Origin of the sequence: Lacisediminihabitans sp., from assembly GCF_036569425.1 — a bacterium.
GTDB lineage: Bacteria > Actinomycetota > Actinomycetes > Actinomycetales > Microbacteriaceae > Lacisediminihabitans.
In genome coordinates this window covers 1-26357 of the sequence record NZ_DATCQQ010000092.1, presented here as the reverse complement: position 1 = coordinate 26357, position 26357 = coordinate 1, and the positions used below count along the sequence as shown (strand labels likewise).

General features: G+C 68.3%; 25 protein-coding genes. 9 read left to right on the top strand and 16 right to left on the bottom strand.

Going from position 1 to position 26357, the window contains the following annotated elements:
- Positions 1-368 precede the first annotated feature (368 nt).
- Complete coding sequence (locus VIM54_RS15500; protein WP_331902640.1) at positions 369-1001, bottom strand: DedA family protein; 633 nt, start codon at positions 999-1001, stop codon at positions 369-371.
- 68 nt (positions 1002-1069) lie between these two features.
- Positions 1070-1846: a hypothetical protein gene (locus VIM54_RS15495; RefSeq protein WP_331902639.1), complete on the bottom strand. Its 777-nt coding sequence runs from the start codon at positions 1844-1846 to the stop codon at positions 1070-1072.
- A 223-nt stretch (positions 1847-2069) separates the two neighbouring features.
- Here VIM54_RS15495 and VIM54_RS15490 point away from each other — a divergent pair, with 223 nt between their 5' ends.
- Together VIM54_RS15490 and VIM54_RS15485 are read left to right on the top strand one after the other, a co-directional pair.
- Positions 2070-2717: a Pr6Pr family membrane protein gene (locus tag VIM54_RS15490; RefSeq protein WP_331902638.1), complete on the top strand. Its 648-nt coding sequence runs from the start codon at positions 2070-2072 to the stop codon at positions 2715-2717.
- Positions 2714-3181 (top strand): hypothetical protein, encoded by a 468-nt coding sequence (locus tag VIM54_RS15485; protein ID WP_331902637.1) that lies wholly within the window; start codon positions 2714-2716, stop codon positions 3179-3181. The genes VIM54_RS15490 and VIM54_RS15485 overlap by 4 nt, the downstream gene beginning before the upstream one ends.
- Here the strand turns inward: VIM54_RS15485 and VIM54_RS15480 are convergent.
- From VIM54_RS15480 to VIM54_RS15465, 4 genes are all read right to left on the bottom strand, one after another.
- On the bottom strand, positions 3178-3693 hold the full coding sequence (locus tag VIM54_RS15480; RefSeq protein ID WP_331902636.1) for a hypothetical protein: 516 nt from the start codon (positions 3691-3693) through the stop codon (positions 3178-3180). The genes VIM54_RS15485 and VIM54_RS15480 overlap by 4 nt on opposite strands.
- Before the next feature lie 101 nt (positions 3694-3794).
- Complete coding sequence (locus VIM54_RS15475; protein WP_331902635.1) at positions 3795-4040, bottom strand: zinc finger domain-containing protein; 246 nt, start codon at positions 4038-4040, stop codon at positions 3795-3797.
- Entirely contained in the window at positions 4033-8637 is a 4605-nt protein-coding gene (locus VIM54_RS15470) for an ATP-dependent helicase (RefSeq protein ID WP_331902634.1), read from the bottom strand. Before VIM54_RS15470 ends, VIM54_RS15475 begins: the two co-directional genes overlap by 8 nt.
- Positions 8638-8708: 71 nt before the next feature.
- The gene (locus VIM54_RS15465) at positions 8709-8885 is read right to left on the bottom strand and encodes a hypothetical protein (RefSeq protein ID WP_331902633.1); all 177 of its coding nucleotides are present in this window, start codon (positions 8883-8885) and stop codon (positions 8709-8711) included.
- 61 nt (positions 8886-8946) lie between these two features.
- On the opposite strand from VIM54_RS15465, the gene VIM54_RS15460 reads away from it, so the two are divergent.
- A complete protein-coding gene (locus tag VIM54_RS15460) occupies positions 8947-9486 on the top strand; it encodes an NUDIX hydrolase family protein (RefSeq protein ID WP_331902632.1) in 540 nt (179 codons plus the stop codon).
- A gap of 259 nt (positions 9487-9745) precedes the next feature.
- On the opposite strand, the gene VIM54_RS15455 is transcribed toward VIM54_RS15460, so the two are convergent.
- The 5 genes from VIM54_RS15455 to VIM54_RS15435 all read right to left on the bottom strand — a co-directional run bounded on the left by VIM54_RS15455 (position 9746) and on the right by VIM54_RS15435 (position 13132).
- Positions 9746-11257 (bottom strand): DEAD/DEAH box helicase, encoded by a 1512-nt coding sequence (locus VIM54_RS15455; RefSeq protein ID WP_331902631.1) that lies wholly within the window; start codon positions 11255-11257, stop codon positions 9746-9748.
- A gap of 247 nt (positions 11258-11504) precedes the next feature.
- The gene (locus tag VIM54_RS15450) at positions 11505-12119 is read right to left on the bottom strand and encodes a DUF1684 domain-containing protein (protein ID WP_331902630.1); all 615 of its coding nucleotides are present in this window, start codon (positions 12117-12119) and stop codon (positions 11505-11507) included.
- Positions 12116-12469 (bottom strand): hypothetical protein, encoded by a 354-nt coding sequence (locus tag VIM54_RS15445; RefSeq protein WP_331902629.1) that lies wholly within the window; start codon positions 12467-12469, stop codon positions 12116-12118. The genes VIM54_RS15450 and VIM54_RS15445 overlap by 4 nt, the downstream gene beginning before the upstream one ends.
- Positions 12460-12618 carry a hypothetical protein gene (locus VIM54_RS15440; RefSeq protein WP_331902628.1) on the bottom strand — a complete coding sequence of 53 codons (159 nt, stop codon included), beginning with the start codon at positions 12616-12618 and terminating at the stop codon, positions 12460-12462. The genes VIM54_RS15445 and VIM54_RS15440 overlap by 10 nt, the downstream gene beginning before the upstream one ends.
- Before the next feature lie 46 nt (positions 12619-12664).
- A complete protein-coding gene (locus VIM54_RS15435; RefSeq protein WP_331902627.1) occupies positions 12665-13132 on the bottom strand; it encodes a hypothetical protein in 468 nt (155 codons plus the stop codon).
- 105 nt (positions 13133-13237) lie between these two features.
- Between VIM54_RS15435 and VIM54_RS15430 the strand changes: the two genes are divergently transcribed.
- Positions 13238-13540: a DUF427 domain-containing protein gene (locus VIM54_RS15430; RefSeq protein WP_331902626.1), complete on the top strand. Its 303-nt coding sequence runs from the start codon at positions 13238-13240 to the stop codon at positions 13538-13540.
- Between the two features lie 191 nt (positions 13541-13731).
- On the opposite strand, the gene VIM54_RS15425 is transcribed toward VIM54_RS15430, so the two are convergent.
- Positions 13732-14322 carry a CGNR zinc finger domain-containing protein gene (locus VIM54_RS15425; protein WP_331902625.1) on the bottom strand — a complete coding sequence of 197 codons (591 nt, stop codon included), beginning with the start codon at positions 14320-14322 and terminating at the stop codon, positions 13732-13734.
- A gap of 110 nt (positions 14323-14432) precedes the next feature.
- Between VIM54_RS15425 and VIM54_RS15420 the strand changes: the two genes are divergently transcribed.
- Positions 14433-14900: a VOC family protein gene (locus VIM54_RS15420; protein ID WP_331902624.1), complete on the top strand. Its 468-nt coding sequence runs from the start codon at positions 14433-14435 to the stop codon at positions 14898-14900.
- Positions 14881-15315, top strand: a complete 435-nt coding sequence (locus VIM54_RS15415; RefSeq protein WP_331902623.1) for an SRPBCC family protein — start codon at positions 14881-14883, stop codon at positions 15313-15315. Before VIM54_RS15420 ends, VIM54_RS15415 begins: the two co-directional genes overlap by 20 nt.
- A gap of 10 nt (positions 15316-15325) precedes the next feature.
- Here the strand turns inward: VIM54_RS15415 and VIM54_RS15410 are convergent, their stop codons facing one another.
- Genes VIM54_RS15410 through VIM54_RS15395 form a run of 4 tightly spaced genes read right to left on the bottom strand, consistent with a single transcriptional unit; the run spans position 15326 to position 18315 of the window.
- Positions 15326-15799, bottom strand: coding sequence for a SprT-like domain-containing protein (locus VIM54_RS15410; protein WP_331902622.1), 474 nt, complete (start codon positions 15797-15799; stop codon positions 15326-15328).
- Entirely contained in the window at positions 15792-16304 is a 513-nt protein-coding gene (locus tag VIM54_RS15405; protein ID WP_331902621.1) for a hypothetical protein, read from the bottom strand. Before VIM54_RS15405 ends, VIM54_RS15410 begins: the two co-directional genes overlap by 8 nt.
- A 10-nt stretch (positions 16305-16314) precedes the next feature.
- Positions 16315-17433, bottom strand: a complete 1119-nt coding sequence (locus VIM54_RS15400) for a PQQ-dependent sugar dehydrogenase (RefSeq protein WP_331902620.1) — start codon at positions 17431-17433, stop codon at positions 16315-16317.
- A 15-nt stretch (positions 17434-17448) separates the two neighbouring features.
- Complete coding sequence (locus tag VIM54_RS15395; protein ID WP_331902619.1) at positions 17449-18315, bottom strand: fused MFS/spermidine synthase; 867 nt, start codon at positions 18313-18315, stop codon at positions 17449-17451.
- Positions 18316-18445: 130 nt separating this feature from the next.
- Between VIM54_RS15395 and VIM54_RS15390 the strand changes: the two genes are divergently transcribed.
- From VIM54_RS15390 to VIM54_RS15380, 3 genes are all read left to right on the top strand, one after another.
- Positions 18446-18808 (top strand): group 1 truncated hemoglobin, encoded by a 363-nt coding sequence (locus tag VIM54_RS15390; RefSeq protein ID WP_331902618.1) that lies wholly within the window; start codon positions 18446-18448, stop codon positions 18806-18808.
- A gap of 232 nt (positions 18809-19040) precedes the next feature.
- Positions 19041-22550: a DNA-directed RNA polymerase subunit beta gene (rpoB, locus tag VIM54_RS15385; RefSeq protein ID WP_331902617.1), complete on the top strand. Its 3510-nt coding sequence runs from the start codon at positions 19041-19043 to the stop codon at positions 22548-22550.
- A gap of 72 nt (positions 22551-22622) precedes the next feature.
- A partial coding sequence (locus VIM54_RS15380; protein WP_331902616.1) for a DNA-directed RNA polymerase subunit beta' occupies positions 22623-26357 on the top strand: 3735 nt, incomplete at its 3' end.

Here is a 26357-nt window from a genome sequence, read left to right as displayed (position 1 = left end):
GGGCATCCTGTCCCTAATCCCGCGTGCATAACTCAGGCTGTTTCTCGGCGCGCGGCGGCCGCTGCCCGGAATCGCGGCACCGCCCCGAGCATCGGCGGGTTCTAGCCTGAGTTATGCGCAGTTGCCTGCGCGCAGGTGCCCTCCGGAGAGGGGGCGCCGCGCCCCTTCCCGATCCCGCTGCGTACCTCATTCCCGTCTGGCCGCCCTTCCGAAATCCATGCATCCCTGGCCGACACGCCGCACGGCAACACCAACACGCCGGGTGGGCCGACGGAATGCATGGATTTCGGAAGGGAAAGGGTGGAGCGCAGGCAGGCGGATGCGCACGAGGGAGCAGGGTGTGCGCGAGCGGACGGCGCGGGGTCGGGTCAGGCCGACGTGCGGTTGCGCCGCCACGCGACGATGCCGGCGACGATCGAGGCGAGGATGAAGAACCCACCCACCGCATAGGCGGCGGACTTGACGGCGGGGATGCTGGCCGCGAAGTACCCGGTGACCACGAGCAGCACGCCCCAGGCGAGCGCGCCGACGAGGTTCGCCGCGACGAACTTGAGGTAGTCCATGCGGGCGATGCCGGCGACCGGCGGCACGAGCACACGGCCCCACGGGATGAAGCGGGCCACCACGACGGCCCACCAGCCCAGGTCGGTGTAAAACTTCTCCGCGCGCACGACGCCGCGCCGCACCCACGCCCCGCTGCGCCGGTCGAGGTAGGGGCGCCCGTAGTGCCGCCCGAGCAGAAAGCCCACTTGGTCGCCGAGGAACGCGGCGACGCCGACGCCGATGGCGAGCACCCAGATGCTGATGGCATCCGAGCTGGCGGCGACCAGCCCGGCGGCGAAGAGCAGCGAGTCGCCGGTGACGAACGGGATGAACACACCGATGAAGAGACCGGTGCCGGCGAAGACGAGGCCGAAGACGATCACGTAAAGGAGGATCGGCCCGAAGGTCGTGAGCCAGCTCGACACCTGGCCGTCGAGCGCGGCGGCGTGAACCGGCATGTTCTCTCCTCTAGCGGGCGCCCCCGACCCGGTGAGGATCGAGGGGGCACCGTCTGGCAGTGGGTGGTCTAGGCCTCGGGGTCGACCGGGTCCTCGTCGGGCTCTCCGCGGGACGCGAGTGAGGCCGAGCGCTCGGCGAGGCGGCGCTGCACATCGGCCTGGGCATCCGCGATCACCTGGGGGTCGAGGTACGGGTTCTCGTGCTCGTTGGTGCCGTGGTGCTTCTCGATGTACGCGTCGAGCTCGGGGCCGGACTCCCACGACGTGATGAGGCAGTAGCGAGGCTCGGGCCCCTTGTGCCAGACGGCGTGCCAGAAGCGCTGCGTGTCGACGATAATCTGGGCACCGGCCGGAAGCGCGATGCGGATCTCGGCAGACGGGTTGAAGCGGTCTTCGCGCAGCGTCATGAACGACTCGGCGTCATCCGTGAGGTTGAAGAATCCGCGAACGATCCAGCCGTTGCCGTCCGGGTTGAGTCGGTTGTTGTCGTCCTGGTGCAGGTTGTAGAGCGTGGTGGCGTACTCGTTGGGCTGCAGCTCGATCACGCGGCAACGACCGACGTTCGCGCCCGGCTCGGTGGCGCGGGCCACGAGGTGCGGCGCCTTGGCGACCTGGGAGTCGATCCACACGCCGTCCTTGTCGGTGCGGGGCGGGGTGTGGTTCCAGAATCCGTTCACCTCGATCTCGCCGAAGGCGCTGGCGAGCGGCGCGAACCGGGTGACACCGGATGACTTCCAGTCGACGTATTCGAGGTCGAGCCATTCCTGGGGGTCGGCGCCCTGGGCGTAGCGGTCCAGGATCACGAAGCCCTTTTCGTCGAGCATGGCGGATTTGACGTAGCTCATGTGAGCCCTTTCAGGTAAGAGAACTAGCACGTTTCAACTAGCCAAACTTAGGCAACCCTAACAGCATGGTTCCGCGATTCCCTGGGGGATTCCGGGGCGGTTGGGGTTTCGAATCCGGCGTGCTGGGCACCTCGAGCGACGCTAGGCGCCGCCGGTCCGCCGCACTGGGCCGAAGGTCCCGTGGCGGCCTGACAAAGTCTCGTGTGGACAATAGGATCAGCCCATGAGCAGAGAACAGGGCCTCGCCGTCTACCGATTCTTCTTCGTCGCCCTCGGCCTCGCCGGACTCCTCGCCCAGTACCTCTACAACCTGCAGAACATCCCGGACTATAAACCGGTCAACTTCTTCAGCTTCTTCACCGTCGAGTCGAACATCATCGCGGTGGTCTCACTCGCGGTCTCGGGCGCCTACATCGTGCGCGGCGCGCATCCCCGCTGGGTCGAGTACCTGCGCGGAGCGGCCACCATCTACATGACCATCACGGGCATCGTCTACGGACTGCTGCTGCGCAACGTGGAGGTGGACACGGCGGTGCCGTGGGTGAACACGGTGCTGCACTTCGTCATCCCGGTCGCCATGGTCGTCGACTGGCTCATCGACCTGCCGAAGTTGCGCATTCACCTGCGTCAGGCCATGGTGTGGCTCATCTTTCCGATCGCCTACCTTGCCTACAGCCTCATCCGCGGGCCGATCGCCGACTGGTATCCGTACCCGTTCCTCGACCCGAGGACCACGGGGTACGGCCCGGTGATCGTCACGAGCATCGGCATCGCGGTCGGCGGCTTCCTCTTCGCGTGGCTCCAGTCCTGGACCACGTCGCTCCGCCTCCGGTTCGAGACCTCGACCGACGTCGCCGCGGAGAAACCATGACCGGCGCTTCGACGGATGAACCGGGTTTCGATCCTCGATTCGACCCGGCGTTCCAGCCCGGCTACGACCCGATCGTGCACGGGCGCGAGCAGCGGCCCCCGGTGGAACCGAACGTCGAACGGAGTGAACGGACCCCGCCGACTGTCGAGCCGGGGCAGCCGATCGCCGTCGAGGAGGAGCCCGCCGCCGAACCGGACGCCGAGACCACCGTCCGTCGGCCGAACGTGTTTCTCCTGGCCCTCTGGGTGCTCAGCGCGATCTTCATCGGCACCGGGCTCTACCTGCTGCGCTTCATCAGCGACCGCCTCGACAGCCTCAACACGTCCGGCGGCGGCGGCAGCTCCGACTACTACCTGCTGCAGGCGTACACGATGGGCGCGCCGATGCTCATCGTTCTCGGCCTTGCCACGGCCACGGGCACGCTGTTTCTCTTCGCGGCGCGGTCGCAGCGCGGCGGTCGCTAGCCTTCCGGATCCGCCTTCGGCTCCTCTGGGTGGAGGAAGAGCGGTTTGAGGGGGATCGGAGTCGACTGCGCGCGCGCCGACGCGAACGCGCGGCGCAGCACCGAGAACGCGCCGAACACTCCGAAGAGGAGCGCGAGTCCCAGGCTCGGCAGGTCGGCCTTGAGGAGCTGGCCGAACACGGAGTTGAAGGACGGCCAGAAGGCGGGGGCCGCGAGCGCCTGGATCGGGTTCAGGCCGGTCTGTTCGGCGACCGCCCGAATCCAGTCGGAGACGAGGCCGAAGTAAAAGCTCACGATGAGCGTCACGAGCACGACCCCGGAGATGACGAGCGCACCGGTGACGCTGACCCGGCCGCCGGAACCCTTGCTGTAGAGCCAGGCGGCCCCGGCCGCGACGACGAAGGCGACGATCGCCGAGACCACTCCGAGACTCCAGATCACGACCCAGAGGATGACCCCGACAGGCACGGCGAGCAGGGCGAAGATCGTGCCCCGCACGACGTTCTCCAGCACGGCAGGTTGACTCGATTCGGGCGCGGCGGGCGTAGTCACAGAATTCCCCCAAGAAGTTGCGATGTGTGATTCACACCCTAGCCCCCACAGCGGAGGGATGGTCAACTTTGGCAGCGCGGGCACCAGTAGGTGTCTCGCAGCGCCAGGGCGGTGTCGCCCAGCTCACCGTGTTCGATCCGGGTTCCGCAGCGCAGGCAGGGCTTGCCCTCCCGGCGGTAGACCCAGTCCGTCTCGCCACGCAGGGAACCGGTGGTCGTGCGTTTCACCCGGTCCTTGTTGGCGTCGATGAGCCGGTGGGCTGCGTCGAGGTTCTTCGCCGTGCGGTAGACGGTGTCGCCCTCAGGCACGTAGCCGCAGTCCCTGCGGTGTGGCGCTGAACCCGGCGGCGGCGAGTGCCGCGCCGACCGGGGTTCCGATCACGAAACTGCCGTCGACGCGCTCCACCTTGAGCCGGCCGCGCGAGCGCAGCACGGTGCGCGCCAGCGACTCGGCGGCGGCGGCGATGGCCGGCTCGGACGACCCGAAGGTGAGCATGGTCTTGCCGCCGCGCTCCACGTAGAGGGCGAGTTCGCCGTCCACGAGCACGACGAGGGCGCCGGCCTTGCGGCCCGGGCGGTGGCCGCGCCGGTCGTCGTCGGACGGGGGGCTCGACGGCCAGGGCAGGGCGGCGCCATAGGCGTTCGCCGGGTCGGTCGCGGCGAGCGTCAGCGCGGACAGCGCTCGGTCCGGGTCCGGTTCGCGGGAGAACGCGCGCAACCGGTCGACCGTCGCCCCGGTGGCGAACTGCGCGGCGCCGAGACCCTCCACGAAGTAGCCGCGGCGGGCCCGGCCGGTCTGTTCGAAGCCGCTGAGCACGCGATAGACGAGCGCGAAGCCGCCCCGCAGGCCCTCGCTCACGACCGATCCGCGGGTGACGACGCCGTACCGTTCGAGCAGCTGTTCCGCTGTCGCCACCCCGCGCACCGTCGCATCCGGCTCGGCGAGGGGCAGGAGCGACCAGCGCCCGGCGGCGCTCGGCGGCCCGGCCTGGCTCGGCAGCGCCGCCCTCGCCCGGCCGCGATAGGCGCGGGACCGCGGCACGGCCCTCGGCCTGGTAGTCGTCGCGCCGAGGTAGGCGCGCAGCGGGGCGAGCGTGTCGTTGGTCACGAGCCCGGACCAGACCAGGTCCCAGAGCGCCGTGACGAGTTCGCCGTCGTCGGTGCTCCCGACCGCGTTCGACAGCTGCCGGAAGAAGTAGGCTCCGCCGCCCGCCAGGTTCGCGAGGATGCTGCGCTGAAGTTCGGTGGTCTCGGCACCGGTCGGTTCGGGCAGGGTGAGGGCTGCCGTCTCGGCGAGGTGGAGGCTCATCCAGCCGTCATTGCCGGCAAGCGCTCCGCCGCCCGACCAGATCACCTCGCCGCTCGCGGTCAGCTCGTCGAGCATCACGGGGGAGTAGCCCAGCACGCGGGACGGAAGCACGAGCGTCTCCCAGGCGGATGCCGGCAGTGCGACTCCGGCGAGCTGGTCGATGACCGTGGCGAGGCCGTCGACCCCGCGCAGCGGCTCGTCGACGTGCTGCCAGGCCGGCAGGAACCGGGCGAGGGTCGCCGCATCCACGGGCTCCACCTCGTGCCGGAGCGCGGCAAGGGATCGGCTGCGCAGGCGGCGAAGCACCTCCACGTCGCACCACTCGCTGCCGGTGCTGCCCGGGCGGAATTCGCCCTCCACGACCCGCCGCTGGGCGGCGAGCCGGCGCAGGGCATCGTGCACCACCGCCGTTCCGAGGCCGAAGCGTTCGGCAACGGCGGCGACGGTGAACGGCGCGTGGGTGCGCGCGAAGCGGCTCACCAGATCGCCGAGCGGGTCCTCCACCGGCTCGACGAAGGCGGTGGGGATGCCGATCGGCAGCGGGGTGCCGAGCGCGTCCCGCAACCGGGCGGCGTCCTCGATGATCGCCCAGCGCTCGCCGCCGGCCCGCCAGATGCGGTTGGCCCGCTCGAGCTCGCGCAGGCCGGCGTCGAGTGTCCCGCCCGCCACGACGTCGCTCGCCGGGTCCAGTCGCTCCACGATCTCGGGCAGGGAGAGCGGCCCGAGCAGGCGGAGCAGGTCGACGACGCCCTCCAGCCCGCGGGCGCGGCGGTCGGGCGCGAGCCGCTGCAGTTCGAGTTCGGTCTGCTCGATCACCGCCGGGTCGAGCAGTTCGCGCAGCTCTGCGCGGCCGAGCAACTCGGCGAGCAGGGTCGGGTCGAGGGAGAGGGCGGCGGCGCGGCGCTCGGCCAGCGGCGAGTCCCCCTCGTACATGAACGCGGCGACGTAGCCGAACAGCAGGGAGCGGGCGAAGGGGCTCGCCTGCTCGGTCTCGGTCTCCACGATGCGGATGCGGCGGTTCTCGATCTGTTCGGCGAGCGCGGTGAGGGCCGGCAGGTCGTAGACGTCCTGCAGAACCTCTCGCACCGCCTCGAGCACGATCGGGAAGCTCGGGTACTTGCGGGCCACATCCAGCAGCTGCGACGCCCGCTGGCGCTGCTGCCAGAGGGGTGAGCGGCGCCCCGGGTTGTAGCGCGGCAGCAGCAGCGCCCGCGCCGCGCACTCCCGGAAACGCGACGCGAACAGCGCGGAACCGCCCACCTCCTCGGTGACGATGTCGCGCAGGTCGGCCGGGTCGAAGACGAAGAGGTCCGCGCCCGGCGGCTCGCTCTCGGTGTCCGGGATGCGCAGGATGACACCGTCGTCGCTCGCCATCGCCGCGCCGTCGAGCCCGAACCGCTCCCGGATGCGGGCACCGACGGCGAGCGCCCATGGCGCGTGCACCTGCATGCCGTACGGGGAATGCAGCACGACCCGCCAGTCGCCGAGCTCATCGCGGAAGCGCTCGACCACGAGCGTGCGATCGGTGGGCACGTGGCCGGTCGCCTTGCGCTGATCGTCGATGAACGCGACCAGGTTGTTGACGGCGCGCGGGTCGAGGCCGCCGGTGAGGGCGCGGGCCCTGGCCACCTCATCCGTTGCGGAGGAGATCTCCCGGGTGAACTCGCCGATGGCCTGGCCGAGTTCGGCCGGCCGGCCGATGCCGTCGCCCTTCCAGAACGGCACCTTGCCGGGCTGCCCGAAGGCGGGGGAGACGATCACCCGATCGTGGGTGATGTCTTCGATGCGCCAGCTCGTCGCCCCGAGCGCGAACACGTCGCCGACGCGCGACTCGTAGACCATCTCCTCGTCGAGCTCGCCCACCCGTTTCGATTCGGCGCCGGAACCCCGCGCCGCGCCGTCGGCCGCAGACCCGACCATGAACACGCCGAAGAGGCCGCGGTCGGGGATCGTGCCGCCTGAGGTCACGGCGAGACGCTGCGCGCCCGGCCGCCCGGTGAGTCGGCCGCCCACCCGGTCCCAGACGATGCGCGGCCGCAGTTCGGCGAACTCGTCAGACGGGTACAGCCCGCTCAGCAGGTCGAGCGTCGCGTCATACGCCGAGCGGGGAAGGGTCGCGAACGGCGCGCTGCGCCGCACGGTGTCGAACCACTCGTCGACGTCGATCGAGTCGAGCGCCACCGCGGCCACGGTCTGCTGGGCAAGCACGTCGAGAGGGTTTTGCGGGATCCGCATCGCCTCGATCAGCCCGGCGGACATCCGCTCGCTCGCCACGGCGGAGTGGATGAGGTCGGCGCGATGCTTGGGGAAGATGATTCCCCGCGACACCTCGCCCACCTGGTGCCCGGCCCGGCCCACTCTCTGCAGGCCGCTCGCGACGGACGGCGGCGACTCGACCTGGATCACCAGGTCGACCGCGCCCATGTCGATGCCGAGCTCGAGCGAGCTCGTTGCCACGACGCAGCGCAGCCGGCCGGACTTGAGATCGTCCTCGATGAGGGCCCGCTGGTCCTTCGACACCGAGCCGTGGTGGGCGCGGGCGAGCAGCGCGGTGGAGCTGGGAGAATCGCGAAGCGATTCCGCGACCCCAGCGCCGACCGAGCTTGCGAGGGAGGGTCCAACCGCTAGCCCGACCAGCGCCGCCTCGACGACCTCGGCCGCCTCGGCGAGCCGGTCGGAGTAGATCTCGTTGAGCCGCGCGGTGAGCCGCTCGGCGAGCCGACGGGAGTTGGCGAACACGATCGTGGACCGGTGCTCGAGGATGCGGTCAACGATCTGCTCCTCCACGTGCGGCCAGATCGAGCCCTGGGTCGTGGTGGCCCCGGCCGCAGAGCCCTCGGGCACGGCGGAGGTGCCGAGTTCGGTCATGTCCTCCACCGGCACGACCACGGTGAGGTCGAACTTCTTCGTCGACTTCGGGGCGACGATCGTCACCGGTGCGCCGCCGGAGAGGAACCGCGCCACCTCCTCCTTCGGTCGCACGGTGGCCGAGAGACCGATCCGCTGGGCCGGCCGGTCGAGCAGCAGGTCGAGCCGTTCGAGCGAGAGGGCCAGGTGGGCGCCACGCTTCGTTGACGCGACCGCGTGCACCTCGTCCACGATCACCGTCGTCACGCCGCGCAGGGTGTCCCGCGCCGACGCCGTGAGCATGAGGTAGAGCGACTCCGGCGTGGTGATCAGGATGTCCGGCGGTCGCCGCTGAAGCAACCGGCGGTCGGAAGATGTGGTGTCGCCCGACCGCACGCCGACGGTCACCTCGGGGGGCGTCATCCCGAGCCGTTTCGCGGTCTGGACGACGCCGACCAGGGGGGAGCGCAGGTTGCGTTCCACGTCTACGGCGAGGGCCTTGAGCGGGGAGATGTAGAGCACGCGGGTGCGGCGGGTCGGGTCGTCCGGGGCCGGGGTGGTCGCGAGCCGGTCGATGGCCCAGAGAAAGGCGGCGAGCGTCTTGCCCGACCCGGTCGGCGCGACGACGAGCGCGTTCGAGCCGCCGGTGATGGCGTCCCAGGCGCCGAGCTGAGCCGGAGTCGGCGCGCTGAAGGCGCCGGCGAACCACTCGCGGGTGGCCGGCGAGAAACGCTCGAGCACGGTGCTCATCCGTCTATCCTGCCCCGGCGGGCCGACATTCCCGCCGCTCTTCGCTGACAGCGTTCCTCCGCCCCCGGCCGTTACAGCGGACGGTTCTGGCGCTGCACCCACTCGTAGTGGTCCCGCATCCCGCGCCGCACCCCGGCCCGGATCACGAGGTAGCTGATGAAGATGCCGAGCGCGATGACCAGGGCATAGACGACGATGCCGATGATGATGGCCGCGATGCCGAGGCCCTGAAACTGTGAGTAATCCATGGCTGATCGTGGCACAGGTCGCCGATGCGCGTCACGTGTCGGCTTTAAGTGAGAATGGAGCATGAGCTCCGTAGGCACGCCCGATCCGAACTCCGGCTGGTTGTCCGATGAGGAGCTCGCCGAGACCCGGCGGCGCCTGCCCCTGCTCTACGTGGAGGCCGTGCCGGTGCGCGTGGATGGCGTCGGCCAGGTCACCGAGGTCGGCATCCTGCTGCGCGCCAATGCGGCCGGTGCGATCACCCGCACCCTCGTCTCCGGGCGCGTGATGTACGGGGAGCGCCTGCGCACCGCGCTGTTCCGGCACCTCGAGAAGGATCTCGGCCCGATGGCCTTCCCCCTGCTGCCGGCGAGCCCGGTGCCGTTCTCGGTGGTGGAGTACTTTCCGTTCCCGGGCTCCCAGTTCACCGATTACCGCCAGCACGCCGTCTCCCTCGCCTATGTCGTGCCGGTGACCGGCACCTGCGACCCGCGCCAGGACGCCCTCGAACTCACCTGGATGACGCCCTCCGAGGCCGCGTCGGATGCCGTCTCCGCCGAGATGGAGGGCGGCCGCGGCTCCCTCGTGCGGACAGCGCTCGCGTCGCTCGGCGCGCTCTACTAGCTGCGGGTCATCCGCACCTCGATGAGGTCGACTGCGCCAAGGCGCTCGACCTTTCGGCCGCCGTCCAGCCGGAACCCCGCCGCCCCGCGCCCCGCCGCCCCGCCACGCCCGCCACCGTGCATAACTCAGGCCATGTGCCGCGCCGCGCCGCAAAACAGCGGGCTTTCGGGGCTTCCGGCGGCAAACAGCCTGAGTTGTGCGCGGCTCGAGGATGCGAAAAGGGCCCCCGCACGAGTGCGAGGGCCCTTTCGAGTGCTGGCTAGCGGCCGCCGCTGCGACGACGTCCGCCGCCACCGCCCTGCGACATCCCGACGAGTCCGCCGCCGGAGCCGGCGCGGCCCGCGCCCGATCCGCTGCCGCCCGAGCGGGGCGCGCTGGACGGCGCGTCGCCGCTGCCGGTGCTGTAGAAGTTGCGCGAGCCGCCCGTGGCGCGGTCGGAGCGTGGGGCTGCCGTTGAGCCGTCCCGGTTGGCGCGCTTGCGCTGGGCGTTCGCGCCCTGCGAGCGGCCCTGGCCCTGCGAGCGTCCACCCTGCGACTGGCGCGGCTGGCCCTGCGGCTGCACGGCAGCGCGCGGGGCGGGCTTGACGTATGCCGCCACGTCGCCCACGAGGGCGGCAACGGCCGCCGAATCGGCGGTGACGTGCTGCGGGGTGACGGTGATCTCGGCCTTGCGGAGCAGGGCGGCGGTGTCCTTGCGCTGGGTGGGCAGCACGATCGTGACGACCTCGCCCTCCTTGCCGGCGCGCGCGGTGCGTCCCGAGCGGTGCAGGTACGCCTTGTGCTCGGCCGGCGGGTCGACGTGGATCACGAGTTCGATGTCGTCCACGTGCACGCCGCGGGCCGCGACATCCGTGGCCACGAGCACGCGGGAGGTGCCCGCGGAGAAGGCGGCGAGGTTGCGGTCGCGCTGCACCTGTGACAGGTTGCCGTGCAGATCGACGGCCGGGATGCCGGCATCGGTCAGCTGCTTGGCCAGCTTCTTGGCGTGGTGCTTGGTGCGCATGAAGAGGATGCGACGGCCGGTGCCCGAGGCGAGCTTCTCGATGAGCAGGCGCTTGGCCTCCACCGAGTCGACCTCGAACACGTGATGGGTCATCGCGGAGACGTGGGACGTCGCCTCGTCCACGGAGTGCAGCACCTCGTTGTGGAGGTACTTCTTCACGAGGCGGTCGACGCCGTTGTCCAGCGTGGCGCTGAACAGCATCCGCTGCCCGCTGTTCGGGGTCTTGTCCATGATGCGCGTGACGACCGGCAGGAAGCCGAGGTCGGCCATGTGGTCTGCCTCGTCGAGCACGGTGATCTCGATCGCGTCGAGCGACACGAAGCCCTGCTTCATGAGGTCTTCGAGGCGGCCGGGGCAGGCCACGACGATGTCGATGCCGCCCTTGAGCGCGGCGACCTGGCGCTGCTGCGAGACTCCGCCGAAGATCGTGGTGAGCTTGAGGCCGTACGCCGAGGCGAGCGGCTCCATGGCCGTGGTGATCTGGGTGGCGAGTTCGCGGGTCGGCGCGAGGATGAGGCCGAGCGGACGGCCCGGGCGGCGCTGGCCGCCGGCGAGCTTGCCGCCGAGGCGGGCGATCATCGGCAGGGCGAAGGCGAGGGTCTTGCCCGAGCCGGTCTTGCCGCGGCCGAGCACGTCGCGACCGGCGAGCGTGTCGGGGAGCGTGTCGACCTGGATGGGGAACGGGGACTCGATTCCGGCCGACGCGAGCTTCGCGACGAGCGGCTGTGGCACGCCGAGCGCGCCGAAGGAGGTGATGGTTTCAGACATGGTGATGGTGTGGTGCCTTTCGGGCATCGGTGCACACCGGGATTCCGTCGTGGTGATAGACACGGCGAATCGGTATGAATGGCGAAGGTGGCGATGGCCACATCCGTTCGCCGGAGAAGTATCTACGAGTCTGCCGAGGCGGACGAGAAGAGGGAGCGTTCAACGACGCAGGGAAACCGTCATGGTTTCACAGGTATCCCCAGCATAGCACCCGCGCCATTTCGGGCCTCCAACCGCCCCCGCGTGGCTAGTAGTTGCCGCTGTAGCGCTCGCCGGCGGGGATCTCCACGGGAACGCGGTTGCCGGCCTGGGCGAGCGGGCAGGCCCACTCCGGGTCGTACGCGCAGCTCGGGTTGTAGGCGAAGTTGAAGTCGAGCACGAGCGAGTCGGGGGTGTCGCCGCGCCCGAGATCCGCGCCCTTGATCGTGTCGATGAGGTAGCGACCGCCGCCGTAGGTGCCGCCGGCAGTGCCCGCGAGGGCATCCTTCACCGGCAGGAATATTCCGCCGCCGTAGCTGCCGAGCCTCCAGACGTCGAGCGGGCCGACACCGGGCACGTCGGCGATGCCGATGAGGTCGAACGGCACGATTCCGTCGGTTCCCGTCTCGAAGTCCATGTGCTTCGGCTCCGCCGGGCGCACCTCCACCTCGAACCGCCAGGCTGGGTCGTACGCGTTCACCGGAAGTCCGGTGAACGCGGCGAGGTCTTCCGGCAGCAGCGGGGAGGCCGGATGCTCGGCGAACATCCGGTCGCGCTCCCGCCGCCACAGGTCGTGGGCGGCGAACAGGTCGGTGGAGGCACGAACCTCGGCGTAGAGCGCGAAGATCCGCCGCCGCCAGTCGGCGATGTCGAAGGGGGTCATGACACCCACCCGAGCGTCTCGGTGAAGACGGCCGAGCCGTCGAGGTCGGCGAGCTTGCGTCCGACGAACGCTCGCGCCCCATCCGAGGCCTGGATGCGCAGGGCCGGCGTCTCGGCGAGCAGCAGCTCCACGATGGCGGCCGCGGCACCGGCCGGCGTCTGCGCGGCGGCGGGCGAGAAGGCGGCGGTCGTGCGCGCGACGTAGTTGGCCAGGGCCGGACTGTGGGCCCCCGCCGCGGCGACCATCGTCGGCACGTCGACATCGACATCGACGTCGACGTCGACACCGGCACCGGCGTTCGCGACGAAGCCGCTGCTCACGGCGCCCGGCTCCACGAGGCTCACTCGCATGCCGACGGTCGCGGAACGCGGGGCGTCGGCCTTGCCGAGGTCGCGCATCGCGCGACGACCGTGTGGCCGGCCTGCACGGCCTGCACGGCCTGCACGGCCACCTGCAAGCCGATGCCGGTGAAGGTCCCCGTGATGAGTGTGATGGTCATCCCCGGAGAATATCCCCGCACGATGAACGTCGCGACCCCGCCGCGTTCAGCTCCAGGTGGGGGCGAAACGGCGCAGGCCGAAGGCCCGCCACTGCCAGAACGACCAGTAGGCAACCCACAACAGCGGGGTGATCGGGCCGGCCGTGAAGACGAGCTGGTCGCGGTACAGGGTTTGTCCGTCGGCGGTCTGGGAAATCGCGATTGAATGCTGCCAGGAGGTGACGATGGCGAGAGGCCCGCTGAGGCCCCGGCCGGTGTCGCGCATCACTCGAACGTCGTCCTCGCGCTCCGGGAACGAGATTCCGATGATCTGCTCGCCGATCGGCACGATGCCGAACGCTTTGACGAGCACCGGGTGGTCGCCCGCCTCCCACGCGTCGGGGAATCCGGCCGGCTCGAGCGACTCGAAGGTGGTGAACGGGGCAGACACGTCGCGCAGCGCACGCGGGCTTCTGACGGCCGCCCAGGCGGCATCCGGTGGGCAATCGAGAACGAGATTGAGGAGCACTCTCATCGCGTCAGTCTGTCATCGCCCGGGGACATCGAGGGCCACGGGAATGCGGGTTCGGCGCGGCGCGTTACGGGTTGTCGGCACGAGTTCGCACGACTGGAGGACCTCATGAAGGCAGTACTCGGAGACATCGTCATCGCTGAAGCGGCCCAGGACGACCTGATCAAGATCGAGGGCAACTGGTACTTTCCGCCGCAGAGCGTGAAGAGCGAGTACCTCGGGGAGAGCGCCACCCTGTACACCTGCCCGTGGAAGGGCGAGTGCCAGTACTTCGGCGTGAAGGATGGCGACACGGTGCTGCAGGACCGCGCCTGGAGCTACCCGACCCCGTATCCGACCTCGTTCGAGCGCGTCGGCAAGGACTACAGCAACTACGTGGCGTTCTGGAAAGAAGTGCAGGTCACCGAGTAGCCCCGCCCCACCCCCTCGCCCTGCCGAAAACGCAGGAGATTCGACGTACAACGGCGTCGAATCGAGCGGTGGCGTCGTTTTCGTGCCAAAACTCCTGCGTTTTCGGTTCCAGGGTCGGACGACACGGGGACGACCCTCGTCTTCGACGTGCGGCTCGACGCCGACTCCCGCGCCCGGCGGCTGATTCGCGTCTACGAGTAGTCGCCGGCCGCGGCCCGCGTCCGGTGCGCGCGCACCTTCGAGCGGTTGCCGCAGCGTTGCATCGAACACCAGCGTCGATTGTTGGATCTCGACTCGTCGAAGAAGATCAACCCGCAGTCGCCGGCCGCGCACTCTCGAATGCGCTCGTGAGCGGCCTCTCCGAACAGCTCGACGGAGTCGCGGGCAATGCTCGAAAGGGCCTGTCCGACGCGCACCGAGCTGCGACCGGCCTGTCGGTTGCCGCCCGCGAGTGCCGGCGGGATGTTGGGGGTGGCCGCGTAGAGATTGACGGTGTCGATGTCGTCGCTGCTCGGTGGCCGCCCGTCGCTCACCGCGTGGGCGAGGTTCGCGATGGCGGAGCGGAGGGCGAGTGCGTCGATCAGGTCGCCCTCGGTCGCCTCGGCCGTGACGCGGTCGAATCGGCCGGCGAGCCACTCGCCGAGGTCGCCTGGCGCACGGAACTTCTCCCACTCGGGGTTGGCGCCCATCGACCCGGTGTACGCGAAGTCGAGACTGAGCGATCCGGAGTCGAACCACCACCGGGTTCCGTCGGTCGAGCGGAACCATTGACCAGTATTCACGTAACCAATATAGTCGGTTACCGCACGGAGAGACGCCGAGGAGCCACCGTGAGGAGGAGCCACCGTGAGGAGGAGCCAGTGCGAGGAGGAGCCACCGTGAGGAGGAGCCAGTGCGAATTCAGGTCACGTTCGACACCGCAGACCCCAACGCACACGACGCGTTCTGGGCGGCCCTGCTCGGCTACGAGGTGGAAGACAACTCGGCCTTCGTCGACCGGCCCGTCGAGGAGGGCCGGATGCCGCCGGCCGAGCGCATCACCGTCGACGGCCGGTCTGCCTTCCGCGACGTGGCCGCGTGCGTCGACCCGGCGGGGGGTGGAGCCGAGGCAGCGGGTACCCGAGGGCAAGGTGGCCAGGAACAGGGTGCGCCTCGACATCCGGGTGGCGGAGGAGAGGAGGAGAAGCTCGCCGAGGTGGAGCGCGCCGTCTCGCTCGGCGCGACCCCGCTCGGGAGACGCACGACCGCGGTCCATACACGTACACGATGCGGGACCCGGAGGGCAACGAGTATTGCCTGCACTGACGACCGGGGCGTGCAATGTGCGAGAAGGTTGAACCATGACAGACGAAAAGAGTAGGGACTCGACCGGCAAGACGAAGGATGCCGGCTGGGAGGTGGGCGTTCGGGAGACCGTCACCGCACCCATCGCGGTCGTCTGGGACTACCTGCTCGGCGACGGCCTCGCGGTCTGGCTCGGCGAGACGGAACTCACCCCCGAGAAGGGTGCGAGGTACGAGACGAGGGATGCCGTGGTCGGCGAGGTGCGTTCGTACACGCCGAACGCGAAGATCCGCCTCACCTGGCGGCCGGACGACTGGCCGCACGACACCACGCTGCAGGTCACGGTGCGCGAGGCGGCGACGGGGACCACCATCGGCATCCACCACGAACAGCTGGCCGACCGCGACGAGCGCCGCATGATGCTCGGCCACTGGAAGAACGTGATCTGGCAGCTGACCGCGCCGTTCGTGAGGTCGTCCGCCCGGTCCTGAGGGACCGGGCCTACCCCGCTCGGCGCTGCCGGGCGACCACCCGCTGCGTCCAGCTGATGGCGTTGGCCGGATCGAACCGCCGCGAGCACCTCCCGCAGGCGAGCGCCCGGGTGGGCTTGCGATAGCGGTAGTGCAGGTGTCCGGCCGGGCACTCGCCGACCCAGGGCGCGAGTTCGTTCGCGATCTCGCCGTCGTGTAGCCGCTTGCCCTCGTAGCCGAGATCGGCGGCGACCGCCTTCCATCGGGGGCCGTGACCGGCACGCGTTCCGGCCATCGCGTGCGCCACCTCGTGCAGCAGCACCTGGTGCACCTCGTCGTCGTCGTACCGCGACGCGAGGTAGCGCGACACCGAGATGGTCTTCGAGGTGTAGTTGCAGAGGCCGGCCCGCGTCTTGGCCGAGTCGAAGGCGAACGACCAGCTCGGGTCGAGGTGCAGGGCGATGAGGGCGTGCGCCCACGTACGCACCCTGGCCAGGTCAGCCATTCTTGAGACTCCGGCGCATGATCACCTCGACGGCGAAACGAGAGGCCTCGATCTGGTCCCGGGGCGCCTCGGTGCGCTGCCGGATGTCGAGGGCGTGCGCCACGGAGTCCTTGGCCTCCTCGTAGCGGCCGAGCTCGAACAGCACCGTGCCCTCGTGCTGCGCGGCTGTCGCCTCGAGCGCATCCCAGCTCTCGATCCGCGCCGAGGCGCGGCAGGACGCCATCTCGGCGATGGCTCGATCGCGGTCGCCGCGGTACTGGAACACGATCGCCCGGCGCAGCCTGGCCCGGGTGAGTTGTTCGCGGTCGCCGGTGAAGTGGGCGAGCCGAAAGCACTGCTCGGCGGCCTGGAGCGCCTCGTCGAGCCGGCCAAGCATGCGGTAGAGCTCGGCCTTCTCGCCCAGGGCGGCGGTGCTGCGGCTGTCGCCGAGTTCGCTCAGCCGCGCGAGCGCGGCGTTCTCGTCCACGATCTCGCGGAGGGTTTCTGGGTCAAAGGGGGTGATCATCCCTTCGAGGTTAACCCGAGGACACCGGTGCGAGGCGCAGTTCGATGAGCTTGTCGTCTCCCTGGTGGAGAGTTCCCCGGCCGTCGGTGTTGTTGGTGAGTAGCCAGAGCGTGCCGTGCGGTCCGGGCACCGCGTCCCGCAGGCGGCCGAAGGTGCCGCCGAGAAACGCGACGGGCGGCGCCGACGTGGCGGGGGAGATCGCCCAGAGTCGTTCGCCGCGCAGCGCGGCCAGGAAGAAGGTGCCGTCGACGAAGGCGAGTCCGCTCGGACTCGCGTCGGAGGTCGGCCACTGGTAGAGCGGATCCACGAAGCCCGACCTGCCGCCGATGCCCTCCACGATGGGCCAGCCGTAGTTGGCCCCGGGTTCGATGCGGTTGAGCTCGTCCCAGGTGTTCTGGCCGAACTCCGCCGCCCACAGCTGCCCGGCGGCATCCCAGGCGAGGCCCTGCGGATTGCGGTGGCCCATCGAGTAGACGAGCGAACCGCGGGTGGGGTTGTCGGCCGGCACGCCGCCGGTCGCCGTCATCCGCAGGATCTTGCCGCCACGCGACGACGCGTCCTGCGCGCGAGACGGTTGCCCGGCGTCACCGACCGTCGCGTAGAGCATGGAGTCCGGCCCGAACTTGATCCGTCCGCCGTCGTGGTTGCCGGCCTTGGCGAGCCCGTCGAGCACGGTCTGGGGACTGCCCAGTGCGTACGCGCCTGGCGAACCGGTGAGCGGCATCCTCTCGATGCGGTTGTCGGATGCCGTGGTGAGGTACGCGTAGAGCCAGGTCTGGTTGGAGGTGCGCAAGACCTCGAGGCCGAGCAGGCCGCCCTCGCCTTGATGGACCACCCCGGCCACGACCCCGACGTCGCGCAGCTCGCCCGCTGCGGTGAGCTCCCTCACCGTTCCGCTGTCCCGCTCGCTGATCAGGGTGGAATCGGCGTCGCCGAGTCTCAGGATCGACCACGGGGCGGCGAGTCCCTGCGCGAGGATCCTCGGTGCTCCCACCGGCTGCACCGGCCCGGCCGTGGTGCTGCTCGAGGCTGTGGGAGCGGGCGGCAGCGAAGTCGGCGAGGGGGACGGGGACGTGCAGGCGGAGAGCACGAGGCACCCGGCCGCCGCGGCGGCCAGCAGGGGGAGCATCCGGCGACTCATCGGCTAGTCCCCGCGGGTGCCCACCTGGAAGATGTTCTTCGACGGGGGAGGGGACTGCACGGCCGTGTCGTCGGTCACGATGGCCGCGCCGGCGATCCAGTTGCGCAGCTCAGACCCCTCGACCACCTTCGACGGATGCGGTCCGCCGGCGAGCAGGCGCGGCATCCACTCGAGGGGGAGCTTCTCGCGCGAGCCCACCAGCACGACGTTGCCGAACCGCCGACCCTTGAGGATCTGCGTCTCGGCGAGGGCGGCGGCGTGTCCGGTGGCGGCGAGAACGGTGGCCGCCTGGCCGCGGGCGAACGCGAGCCCCGGCCCGTCGGCGACGTTGACGACGATCACGCCGCCCGGCTTGAGGAGGGCGACGGCCTCCCGGTAGAACTCGAGACTCGTCACGTGTGCCGGGGTGCGGGCGCCGCTGAACACGTCGACCACCAGGAGGTCGACCTGGCCGCGCAGGCCGCCGGGCAGACGCCCGAGCACCTCGCGCGCGTCGCCGTGGCGCACGCGGATCGATGCGCCGCGGGGCAACGGAAGGGTCTCGCGAACGAGGTCGACGAGGTCGGTCTCGATCTCGATCACCTGCTGGCGCGACCCGGCGCGCGTCGCCTCGATATAGCGCGGCAGAGTGAAGGCGCCGGCTCCGAGGTGCACGGCGGTGATCGGCTCGCCCGGCAGCCCGAGCTGGTCGATCACGTGGCCGATCCGCTGGATGTATTCGAAGAACAGCTGGCTCGGGTCCTCGAGGTTCACGTGGGATTGGGGTGTACCGTCCACGACGAGGGTGTAGCTGCCGGGCACCCAGCGGTCGGCCTCGATGACCGCCCGATAGCCGCTGAGAGCGAGGATCACGGATGCTGGTTCTGTCACCCTTCGACCCTGCCACACAACGCCCGGCCCGGCACCCCGGACGGGTGGCCCCTTTAGTGGGGATTTGTCACGAAAGGCGCGCTCGTGCACAATCGACGCTGAGGAAGTTTTATCTGTACGCGGGGGCGAAATGAGTTTGTACGATCAGCTCGGCGGCAAGCCGGGAATCCGGAGGCTTGTCGCTGACTTCTATGCCCGCATGACCTCCGACCCCGGGCTCGACCGGTGGTTCGCCCACGCCGACCACACCAGATATCGCGCCCAGTTGCGGGCGTATTTCGCAGTCTTGCTCGGCGGTCCGGAGGAGTACCGCGGTGGCGACCTGCGCACGGTGCACGGCGGCATGGGCATCTCGCGGGCCGCGTTCGACACGGTGATCGACCATCTCTCCGCCGCGCTGGTCACCGTCGAGGCGGATGCCGATGTGGCCCGCCGGGTGACCAAGCAGCTTCGTTCCCTGCGCGCCATCGTCATCGCGCCGCCGGGCAGCTAGGGATCTTTCGACCCGAAATCGCCGGTTATACAGGAAATTTCGAAACTGGTCAAGAACATACTGGACTTTTTGCCGAGTTGCATACTATAGTTGATCTTTGCGCTCCCAGAATTTCTCTGCCTTCATATTGCGGTCGGCTGCGCGTGCCCGAGGCTCAAGCCCTTTCGGGTTCTCTGGGGCGATCCATCACCGACTGTAACTGGCCCCTGTAAGGCCACCGGAGGTTATTTCCTTGGCTGTTGCGCGCAACGCATCCACCTCGAACTCATCGAAAAACGGATCTCCCAAGAACGGTCGCTCAGCTGAGCGTCTCTCGTTCGCGAAGATCACGGACACCCTGACAGTTCCCGATCTGCTCGCTTTGCAGACCGAGAGCTTCGACTGGCTCGTCGGAAACGACATCTGGAAGGAACGCGCTGCGCAGGCCAAAGCCTCCGGCCGCCAGGACCTTCCGTCGCTCACCGGCCTCGAGGAGATCTTCGAGGAGATCTCCCCCATCGAGGACCTCGGCGAGACGATGCAGCTGTCGTTCACCAATCCCTTCCTCGAAGAGAAGAAGTACTCGATCGACGAGTGCAAGGAGAAGGGCAAGACCTTCTCCGCTCCTCTCTACGTCGAGGCCGAGTTCATGAACCACCTCACGGGCGAGATCAAGACCCAGACGGTGTTCATGGGCGACTTCCCCCTCATGACCCCCAAGGGCACGTTCGTCATCAACGGAACCGAGCGCGTCGTCGTGTCGCAGCTCGTCCGTTCCCCCGGTGTCTACTTCGAGCGTCAGCAGGAGAAGACTTCCGACAAGGACATCTACTCCGCCCGCATCATCCCGAGCCGCGGTGCGTGGCTCGAGTTCGAGATCGACAAGCGCGACCAGGTCGGCGTGCGCATCGACCGCAAGCGCAAGCAGTCCGTGACCGTGTTCCTCAAGGCGCTCGGACTCACGAGCGAAGAGATCCTCGAGGAGTTCAAAGGCTACGCCTCGATCGAGCTCACCCTCGAGAAGGACAACATCCTCACCAAGGATGAGGCGCTCAAGGACATCTACCGCAAGCTTCGCCCGGGAGAGCAGGTTGCCGCAGAGGCCGCCCGCGCCCTGCTCGACAACTTCTACTTCAACTCGAAGCGCTACGACCTCGCGAAGGTTGGCCGATACAAGATCAACCGCAAGCTCGGCATCGACGCGCAGTTGTCGAACTCGGTGCTCAGCCAGCAGGACATCCTCGCGACCATCAAGTACCTGGTGGCCCTGCACGACGAGCGCAAGACGCTCGACGGTGTGCGCGACGGCAAGCCCGTCGAACTGCGCCTCGACGTGGACGACATCGACCACTTCGGCAACCGTCGTATCCGCGCGGTCGGCGAGCTCATCCAGAACCAGGTTCGCACCGGTCTCTCCCGCATGGAGCGCGTCGTTCGCGAGCGCATGACCACGCAGGACATCGAAGCGATCACCCCGCAGACCCTGATCAACGTGCGCCCCGTCGTCGCCGCGATCAAGGAGTTCTTCGGCACCTCGCAGCTCTCGCAGTTCATGGACCAGAACAACCCGCTCGCGGGTCTCACCCACAAGCGCCGCCTCTCGGCGCTTGGCCCGGGTGGTCTGTCCCGTGAGCGCGCCGGCGTCGAGGTGCGAGACGTTCACCCCTCGCACTACGGACGCATGTGTCCGATCGAGACCCCGGAAGGCCCGAACATCGGCCTGATCGGTTCGCTCGCATCGTTCGCGCGCATCAACTCCTTCGGTTTCATCGAGACCCCGTACCGTCGCGTCATCGACGGTGTCGTCTCCGAGACCATCGACTACCTCACGGCGAGCGAAGAGGACGAGTACGTGGTGGCCCAGGCCAACGCGCCGCTCACCGCAGACGCCCGCTTCGCCGAGCCCCGTGTGCTTGCTCGTAAGAAGGGTGGAGAGGTCGACCTCTTCCTCATCGACGAGATCGGCTACATGGATGTCTCCCCGCGCCAGATGGTGTCGGTTGCGACCTCGCTCATCCCGTTCCTCGAGCACGACGATGCCAACCGCGCCCTCATGGGTGCGAACATGCAGCGCCAGGCCGTTCCGCTGCTGCGCAGCGAGTCGCCGCTCGTCGGAACCGGCATGGAGGGCTACGCGGCCATCGACGCCGGAGACGTGATCACCGCGGATGCCGCGGGTGTCGTCTCCGAGGTGTCGGCCGATGTCGTCACCATCCAGCTCGACGCCGGTGGCACGCAGGACTACTACCTGCGCAAGTTCGACCGCTCCAACCAGGGCACGTCGTACAACAACCGCGTCATCGTGAGCGCCGGTGAGCGCATCGAGGTCGGCCAGGTTCTCGCGGACGGACCGGCGACGGAGAATGGCGAGCTCGCGCTCGGCAAGAACCTCCTCGTGGCGTTCATGCCGTGGGAGGGCTACAACTTCGAAGACGCGATGATCCTGAGCCAGAACCTGGTGAAGGACGACACCCTCTCCTCGATTCACATCGAGGAGTACGAGGTCGACGCTCGCGACACCAAGCTGGGCAAGGAAGAGATCACTCGCGACCTGCCCAACGTGAGCCCGGAGCTGCTCGCCGATCTCGACGAGCGCGGCATCATCCGCATCGGCGCCGAGGTTCGCCCCGGCGACATCCTGGTCGGAAAGGTCACGCCGAAGGGCGAGACCGAGCTTTCCGCCGAGGAGCGCCTGCTGCGCGCGATCTTCAACGAGAAGAGCCGCGAGGTGCGCGACACCTCGCTCAAGGTTCCCCACGGCGAAGCCGGAACGATCATCGGCGTCAAGGTGTTCGACTCGCAGGACGGCGACGACGAGCTCGGCTCGGGCGTCAACCAGCGCGTTGTCGTGTTCATCGCCCAGAAGCGCAAGATCACCGAGGGCGACAAGCTCGCCGGCCGTCACGGCAACAAGGGCGTCATCTCGAGGATCCTGCCGGTGGAGGACATGCCGTTCCTCGCCGACGGAACCCCGGTCGACATCATCCTCAACCCGCTCGGTATCCCCGGCCGCATGAACTTCGGCCAGGTGCTCGAAACCCACCTCGGTTGGGTCGCGAAGCAGGGCTGGGAGATCAAGGGCAACCCGAAGTGGGCCGCCAAGATCTCGGATGAGGCCAAGTCGGCTGCTCCGGGCACCAAGGTTGCGACCCCGGTGTTCGACGGCGCGCTCGAGGCGGAGATCGAGGGTCTTCTCGACTCGACGACGCCGACTCGCGACGGCGACCGCCTGATCGACTCGACCGGAAAGACCCAGCTCTTCGACGGCCGCTCCGGCGAGCCGTTCCCGATGCCCGTCTCGGTCGGGTACATGTACATCCTCAAGCTGCACCACCTCGTCGACGACAAGATCCACGCGCGTTCGACCGGGCCGTACTCGATGATCACGCAGCAGCCGCTGGGTGGTAAGGCGCAGTTCGGTGGACAGCGATTCGGTGAGATGGAGGTCTGGGCCCTCGAGGCCTATGGCGCGGCGTACGCGTTGCAGGAGCTTCTGACCATCAAGTCGGATGACATCCTCGGTCGAGTCAAGGTGTACGAAGCGATCGTCAAGGGCGAGAACATCCAGGAGCCCGGAATTCCGGAATCCTTCAAGGTGCTCATCAAGGAAATGCAGTCGCTGTGCCTGAACGTCGAGGTGCTCTCGGCGGATGGCACGGCCGTGAGCCTGCGCGACACGGACGACGAGGTCTTCCGTGCTGCAGAAGAGCTCGGAATCAACATCTCCACCAGGTTCGAGAACTCGTCGATCGACGAGATCTAGGCCCGGCCCCGCGCGCAACGCGCCGACATCGACTCATTTTTAGCTGTACCTGTTAGAAACTCAGGAGATAAATTGCTCGACGTAACAACGTTTGATGAGCTCCGCATTGGTCTCGCCACCGCCGACGACATCCGTCGCTGGTCGCACGGTGAGGTCAAGAAGCCCGAAACGATCAACTACCGCACGCTCAAGCCAGAGAAGGACGGCCTCTTCGGAGAGCAGATCTTCGGGCCGTCCCGCGACTGGGAGTGCTCGTGCGGCAAGTACAAGCGAGTGCGCTTCAAAGGCATCGTCTGTGAGCGCTGTGGAGTAGAGGTCACCAAGTCCTCCGTGCGCCGCGAGCGCATGGGCCACATCGAGCTCGCCGCGCCCGTCACTCACATCTGGTACTTCAAGGGTGTTCCGAGCCGTCTCGGTTACCTCCTCGACATGGCCCCGAAGGACCTCGAAAAGGTCATCTACTTCGCCGCATACATGGTCATCTCGGTGGATGAGGCCGGTCGTCACGACGACATGCCCGGCCTCGAGAACGAGATCCGTCTCGAAATCAAGGAACTGGAAGCCCAGCGCGATGCCCGCATCGCCGACCGCCTCCAGCGCCTCGAGACCGACCTCGCCGCGCTCGAAGAGGAAGGCGCCAAGGCCGACCAGAAGCGTCGCGCCAAGGACGTCGCCGAGAAGGAGATGGGCCAGGCCCGCAAGTCCTTCGACGAGCAGATCGCCCAGCTGGAGCGCGTGTGGGAAGACTTCCGCACCCTCAAGGTCGGCGACCTCAAGCCGGAAGACTCCGTCTTCCACGACCTCCAGGACCGTTTCGGCGTGTACTTCGAGGCGTTCATGGGCGCCGAGGCCATCCAGAAGCGCCTGCAGGCCTTCGACCTCGCGACCGAGAGCGACAACCTGCACGACCAGATCGCGAACGGCAAGGGTCAGAAGAAGATCCGCGCCATCAAGCGACTGCGCGTGGTGAACTCGTTCCTCCAGACCGGCAACTCGCCGGCCGCGATGGTGCTCGAGGTCGTTCCGGTGATTCCGCCGGAGCTGCGCCCGATGGTGCAGCTCGATGGTGGACGCTTCGCGACCTCCGACCTCAACGACCTCTACCGTCGTGTGATCAACCGCAACAACCGACTCCGCCGCCTGCTCGACCTCGGTGCCCCCGAGATCATCGTGAACAACGAGAAGCGCATGCTGCAGGAGGCCGTCGACGCACTGTTCGACAACGGTCGTCGCGGTCGCCCCGTCACGGGTACCGGCAACCGCGCCCTCAAGTCCCTGAGCGACATGCTCAAGGGCAAGCAGGGTCGTTTCCGCCAGAACCTGCTCGGAAAGCGAGTCGACTACTCCGGCCGTTCGGTGATCATCGTCGGGCCGCAGCTCAAGCTCCACCAGTGTGGTCTGCCCAAGCAGATGGCACTCGAGCTGTTCAAGCCGTTCGTGATCAAGCGCCTCATCGACCTCAGCCACGCTCAGAACATCAAGAGCGCCAAGCGCATGGTCGAGCGGAGCCGTCCGCAGGTGTGGGATGTGCTCGAGGAGATCATCCGCGAGCGCCCGGTGCTGCTCAACCGCGCACCAACCCTGCACCGCCTGGGCATCCAGGCCTTCGAGCCTCAGCTCGTGGAGGGCAAGGCCATCCAGCTTCACCCGCTCGTCTGCGCGGCGTTCAACGCCGACTTCGACGGTGACCAAATGGCAGTGCACCTTCCGCTGTCGGTCGAGGCCCAGGCCGAGGCGCGCATCCTGATGCTCGCATCGAACAACATCCTCAAGCCGTCCGACGGCCGACCGGTGACCCTGCCCACCCAGGACATGATCATCGGCCTGCACCACCTCACCACGCTGAAGAGCGACGTCGTCGGCGAAGGCCGCGCGTTCTCCTCGGTGGCCGAGGCGATCCTCGCGTTCGACCAGCACACGCTGGACATCAACGCGAAGGTGCGCATCCGCCTGTCGGATGTCGTCTTCCCCGAGGACGCGGTGCCCGCCGGGTACGAGGCCGGCAAGCCCGTGCTCGTAGAGACGACCCTCGGTCGCGCGCTCTTCAATGAGACGCTCCCGTCGGACTACCCGTACGTCGAGGCCGTCGCCGACAAGGGCCAGCTCTCCGCGATCGTCAACGATCTCGCCGAGCGGTACCCCAAGGTGGAGGTCGCCGCAGCACTCGACCGCATCAAGGACGCCGGTTTCCACTGGGCGACCCGAAGCGGCGTCACCGTCGCGCTCTCCGACATCCTCACGCCGCCGACCAAGCGCGCGATCATCGAGGGCTACGAGAAGCAGGCCGCCAAGGTGCAGACCCAGTTCGAGAAGGGCCTCACGACCGACGCCGAGCGTCGCCAGGAGCTCATCGAGATCTGGAACAAGGCAACGGCCGAAGTCGCCAAGGCGATGGAAGACAACATGCCAGAGGACAACAACATCAACCGCATGGTCACCTCCGGTGCCCGTGGTAACTGGATGCAGGTTCGCCAGATTGCCGGTATGCGTGGACTGGTGTCGAACCCGAAGGGTGAGATCATCCCCCGCCCGATCATCTCGAGCTACCGCGAAGGACTCTCGGTCGCCGAGTACTTCATTGCGACTCACGGTGCTCGCAAGGGACTGGCCGACACCGCGCTGCGCACGGCAGACTCCGGGTACCTCACCCGTCGTCTCGTGGACGTCTCGCAGGATGTCATCATCCGCGAAGACGACTGCGGCACGACCAAGGGCCTCGACCTTCTGGTCGCGACTGTGGGTGCCGATGGTGTGCTGGTTCGCGACCCCAACGTCGAGAACTCGCTCTACGCCCGCAGCCTCGCCGAGGACGCGGTCGACGCCAAGGGCAAGGTCGTCGCCAAGGCCGGAGACGACGTCGGAGACGTGCTCATCCAGGAGCTCATCGACAACGGCATCACCCAGGCCAAGGTTCGCTCGGTGCTCACCTGTGAGTCCGCCGTCGGTGTGTGTGCTGCCTGCTACGGCCGCTCGCTCGCGACCGGCAAGCTCGTGGACATCGGTGAGGCCGTCGGCATCATCGCGGCCCAGTCGATCGGCGAGCCAGGAACGCAGCTCACGATGCGTACCTTCCACACCGGTGGAGTCGCCTCGGCGGATGACATCACCCAGGGTCTGCCCCGCGTCACCGAGCTCTTCGAGGCTCGCACCCCCAAGGGTGCGTCCCCGATCGCCGAGGCCGCAGGAAAGATCACCATCGAGGACACGGATCGCAGCCGCAAGCTCATCCTGACCCCCGACAACGGTGACGAGCCGATCGCCTACCCGGTGCTCAAGCGCGCGACCCTGCTCGTGGAGGACGGCCAGAACGTCGTCCTCGGCCAGCAGCTGCACGTCGGTGCGATCGACCCGAAGGAAGTCCTTCGAGTCCGCGGTGTTCGCGCCGTGCAGATCCACCTCGTCAGCGGTGTGCAGGGCGTCTACCGTTCGCAGGGTGTGCCGATTCACGACAAGCACATCGAGGTCATCGTTCGCCAGATGCTGCGCAAGGTCACCGTGGTCGACCACGGCGACACCGGGCTGCTGCCGGGTGAGCTCGTCGACCGCCTGAAGTACAACGAGCTCAACCGCTCCGCGCTCACCGAGGGCAAGAAGACCGCATCCGCTCGCCAGGAGGTCATGGGTATCACCAAGGCATCCCTCGCGACCGAGTCGTGGCTGTCGGCCGCGTCGTTCCAGGAGACCACGCGTGTTCTCACGCAGGCCGCCATGGAGGGCAAGTCCGACCCGCTGATGGGCCTGAAGGAGAACGTGATCATCGGAAAGCTGATCCCCGCCGGGACCGGCCTGCCGAAGTACCGCAACGTC

Coding starts and splice junctions, on each gene's coding strand:
- VIM54_RS15495 (WP_331902639.1), bottom strand. CDS start 1,846: ATGAGCTACGTCAAATCCGCCATGCTCGACGAAAAGGGCTTCGTGATC.
- VIM54_RS15445 (WP_331902629.1), bottom strand. CDS start 12,469: ATGCGAGTGAGCCTCGTGGAGCCGGGCGCCGTGAGCAGCGGCTTCGTC.
- VIM54_RS15470 (WP_331902634.1), bottom strand. CDS start 8,637: ATGAGCACCGTGCTCGAGCGTTTCTCGCCGGCCACCCGCGAGTGGTTC.
- VIM54_RS15390 (WP_331902618.1), top strand. CDS start 18,446: ATGAGTTTGTACGATCAGCTCGGCGGCAAGCCGGGAATCCGGAGGCTT.
- VIM54_RS15455 (WP_331902631.1), bottom strand. CDS start 11,257: ATGTCTGAAACCATCACCTCCTTCGGCGCGCTCGGCGTGCCACAGCCG.
- VIM54_RS15440 (WP_331902628.1), bottom strand. CDS start 12,618: ATGACCATCACACTCATCACGGGGACCTTCACCGGCATCGGCTTGCAG.
- VIM54_RS15450 (WP_331902630.1), bottom strand. CDS start 12,119: ATGACCCCCTTCGACATCGCCGACTGGCGGCGGCGGATCTTCGCGCTC.
- VIM54_RS15460 (WP_331902632.1), top strand. CDS start 8,947: ATGAGCTCCGTAGGCACGCCCGATCCGAACTCCGGCTGGTTGTCCGAT.
- VIM54_RS15410 (WP_331902622.1), bottom strand. CDS start 15,799: ATGGCTGACCTGGCCAGGGTGCGTACGTGGGCGCACGCCCTCATCGCC.
- VIM54_RS15490 (WP_331902638.1), top strand. CDS start 2,070: ATGAGCAGAGAACAGGGCCTCGCCGTCTACCGATTCTTCTTCGTCGCC.
- VIM54_RS15415 (WP_331902623.1), top strand. CDS start 14,881: ATGACAGACGAAAAGAGTAGGGACTCGACCGGCAAGACGAAGGATGCC.
- VIM54_RS15485 (WP_331902637.1), top strand. CDS start 2,714: ATGACCGGCGCTTCGACGGATGAACCGGGTTTCGATCCTCGATTCGAC.
- VIM54_RS15435 (WP_331902627.1), bottom strand. CDS start 13,132: ATGAGAGTGCTCCTCAATCTCGTTCTCGATTGCCCACCGGATGCCGCC.
- VIM54_RS15465 (WP_331902633.1), bottom strand. CDS start 8,885: ATGGATTACTCACAGTTTCAGGGCCTCGGCATCGCGGCCATCATCATC.
- VIM54_RS15500 (WP_331902640.1), bottom strand. CDS start 1,001: ATGCCGGTTCACGCCGCCGCGCTCGACGGCCAGGTGTCGAGCTGGCTC.
- VIM54_RS15405 (WP_331902621.1), bottom strand. CDS start 16,304: ATGATCACCCCCTTTGACCCAGAAACCCTCCGCGAGATCGTGGACGAG.
- VIM54_RS15430 (WP_331902626.1), top strand. CDS start 13,238: ATGAAGGCAGTACTCGGAGACATCGTCATCGCTGAAGCGGCCCAGGAC.
- VIM54_RS15400 (WP_331902620.1), bottom strand. CDS start 17,433: ATGCTCCCCCTGCTGGCCGCCGCGGCGGCCGGGTGCCTCGTGCTCTCC.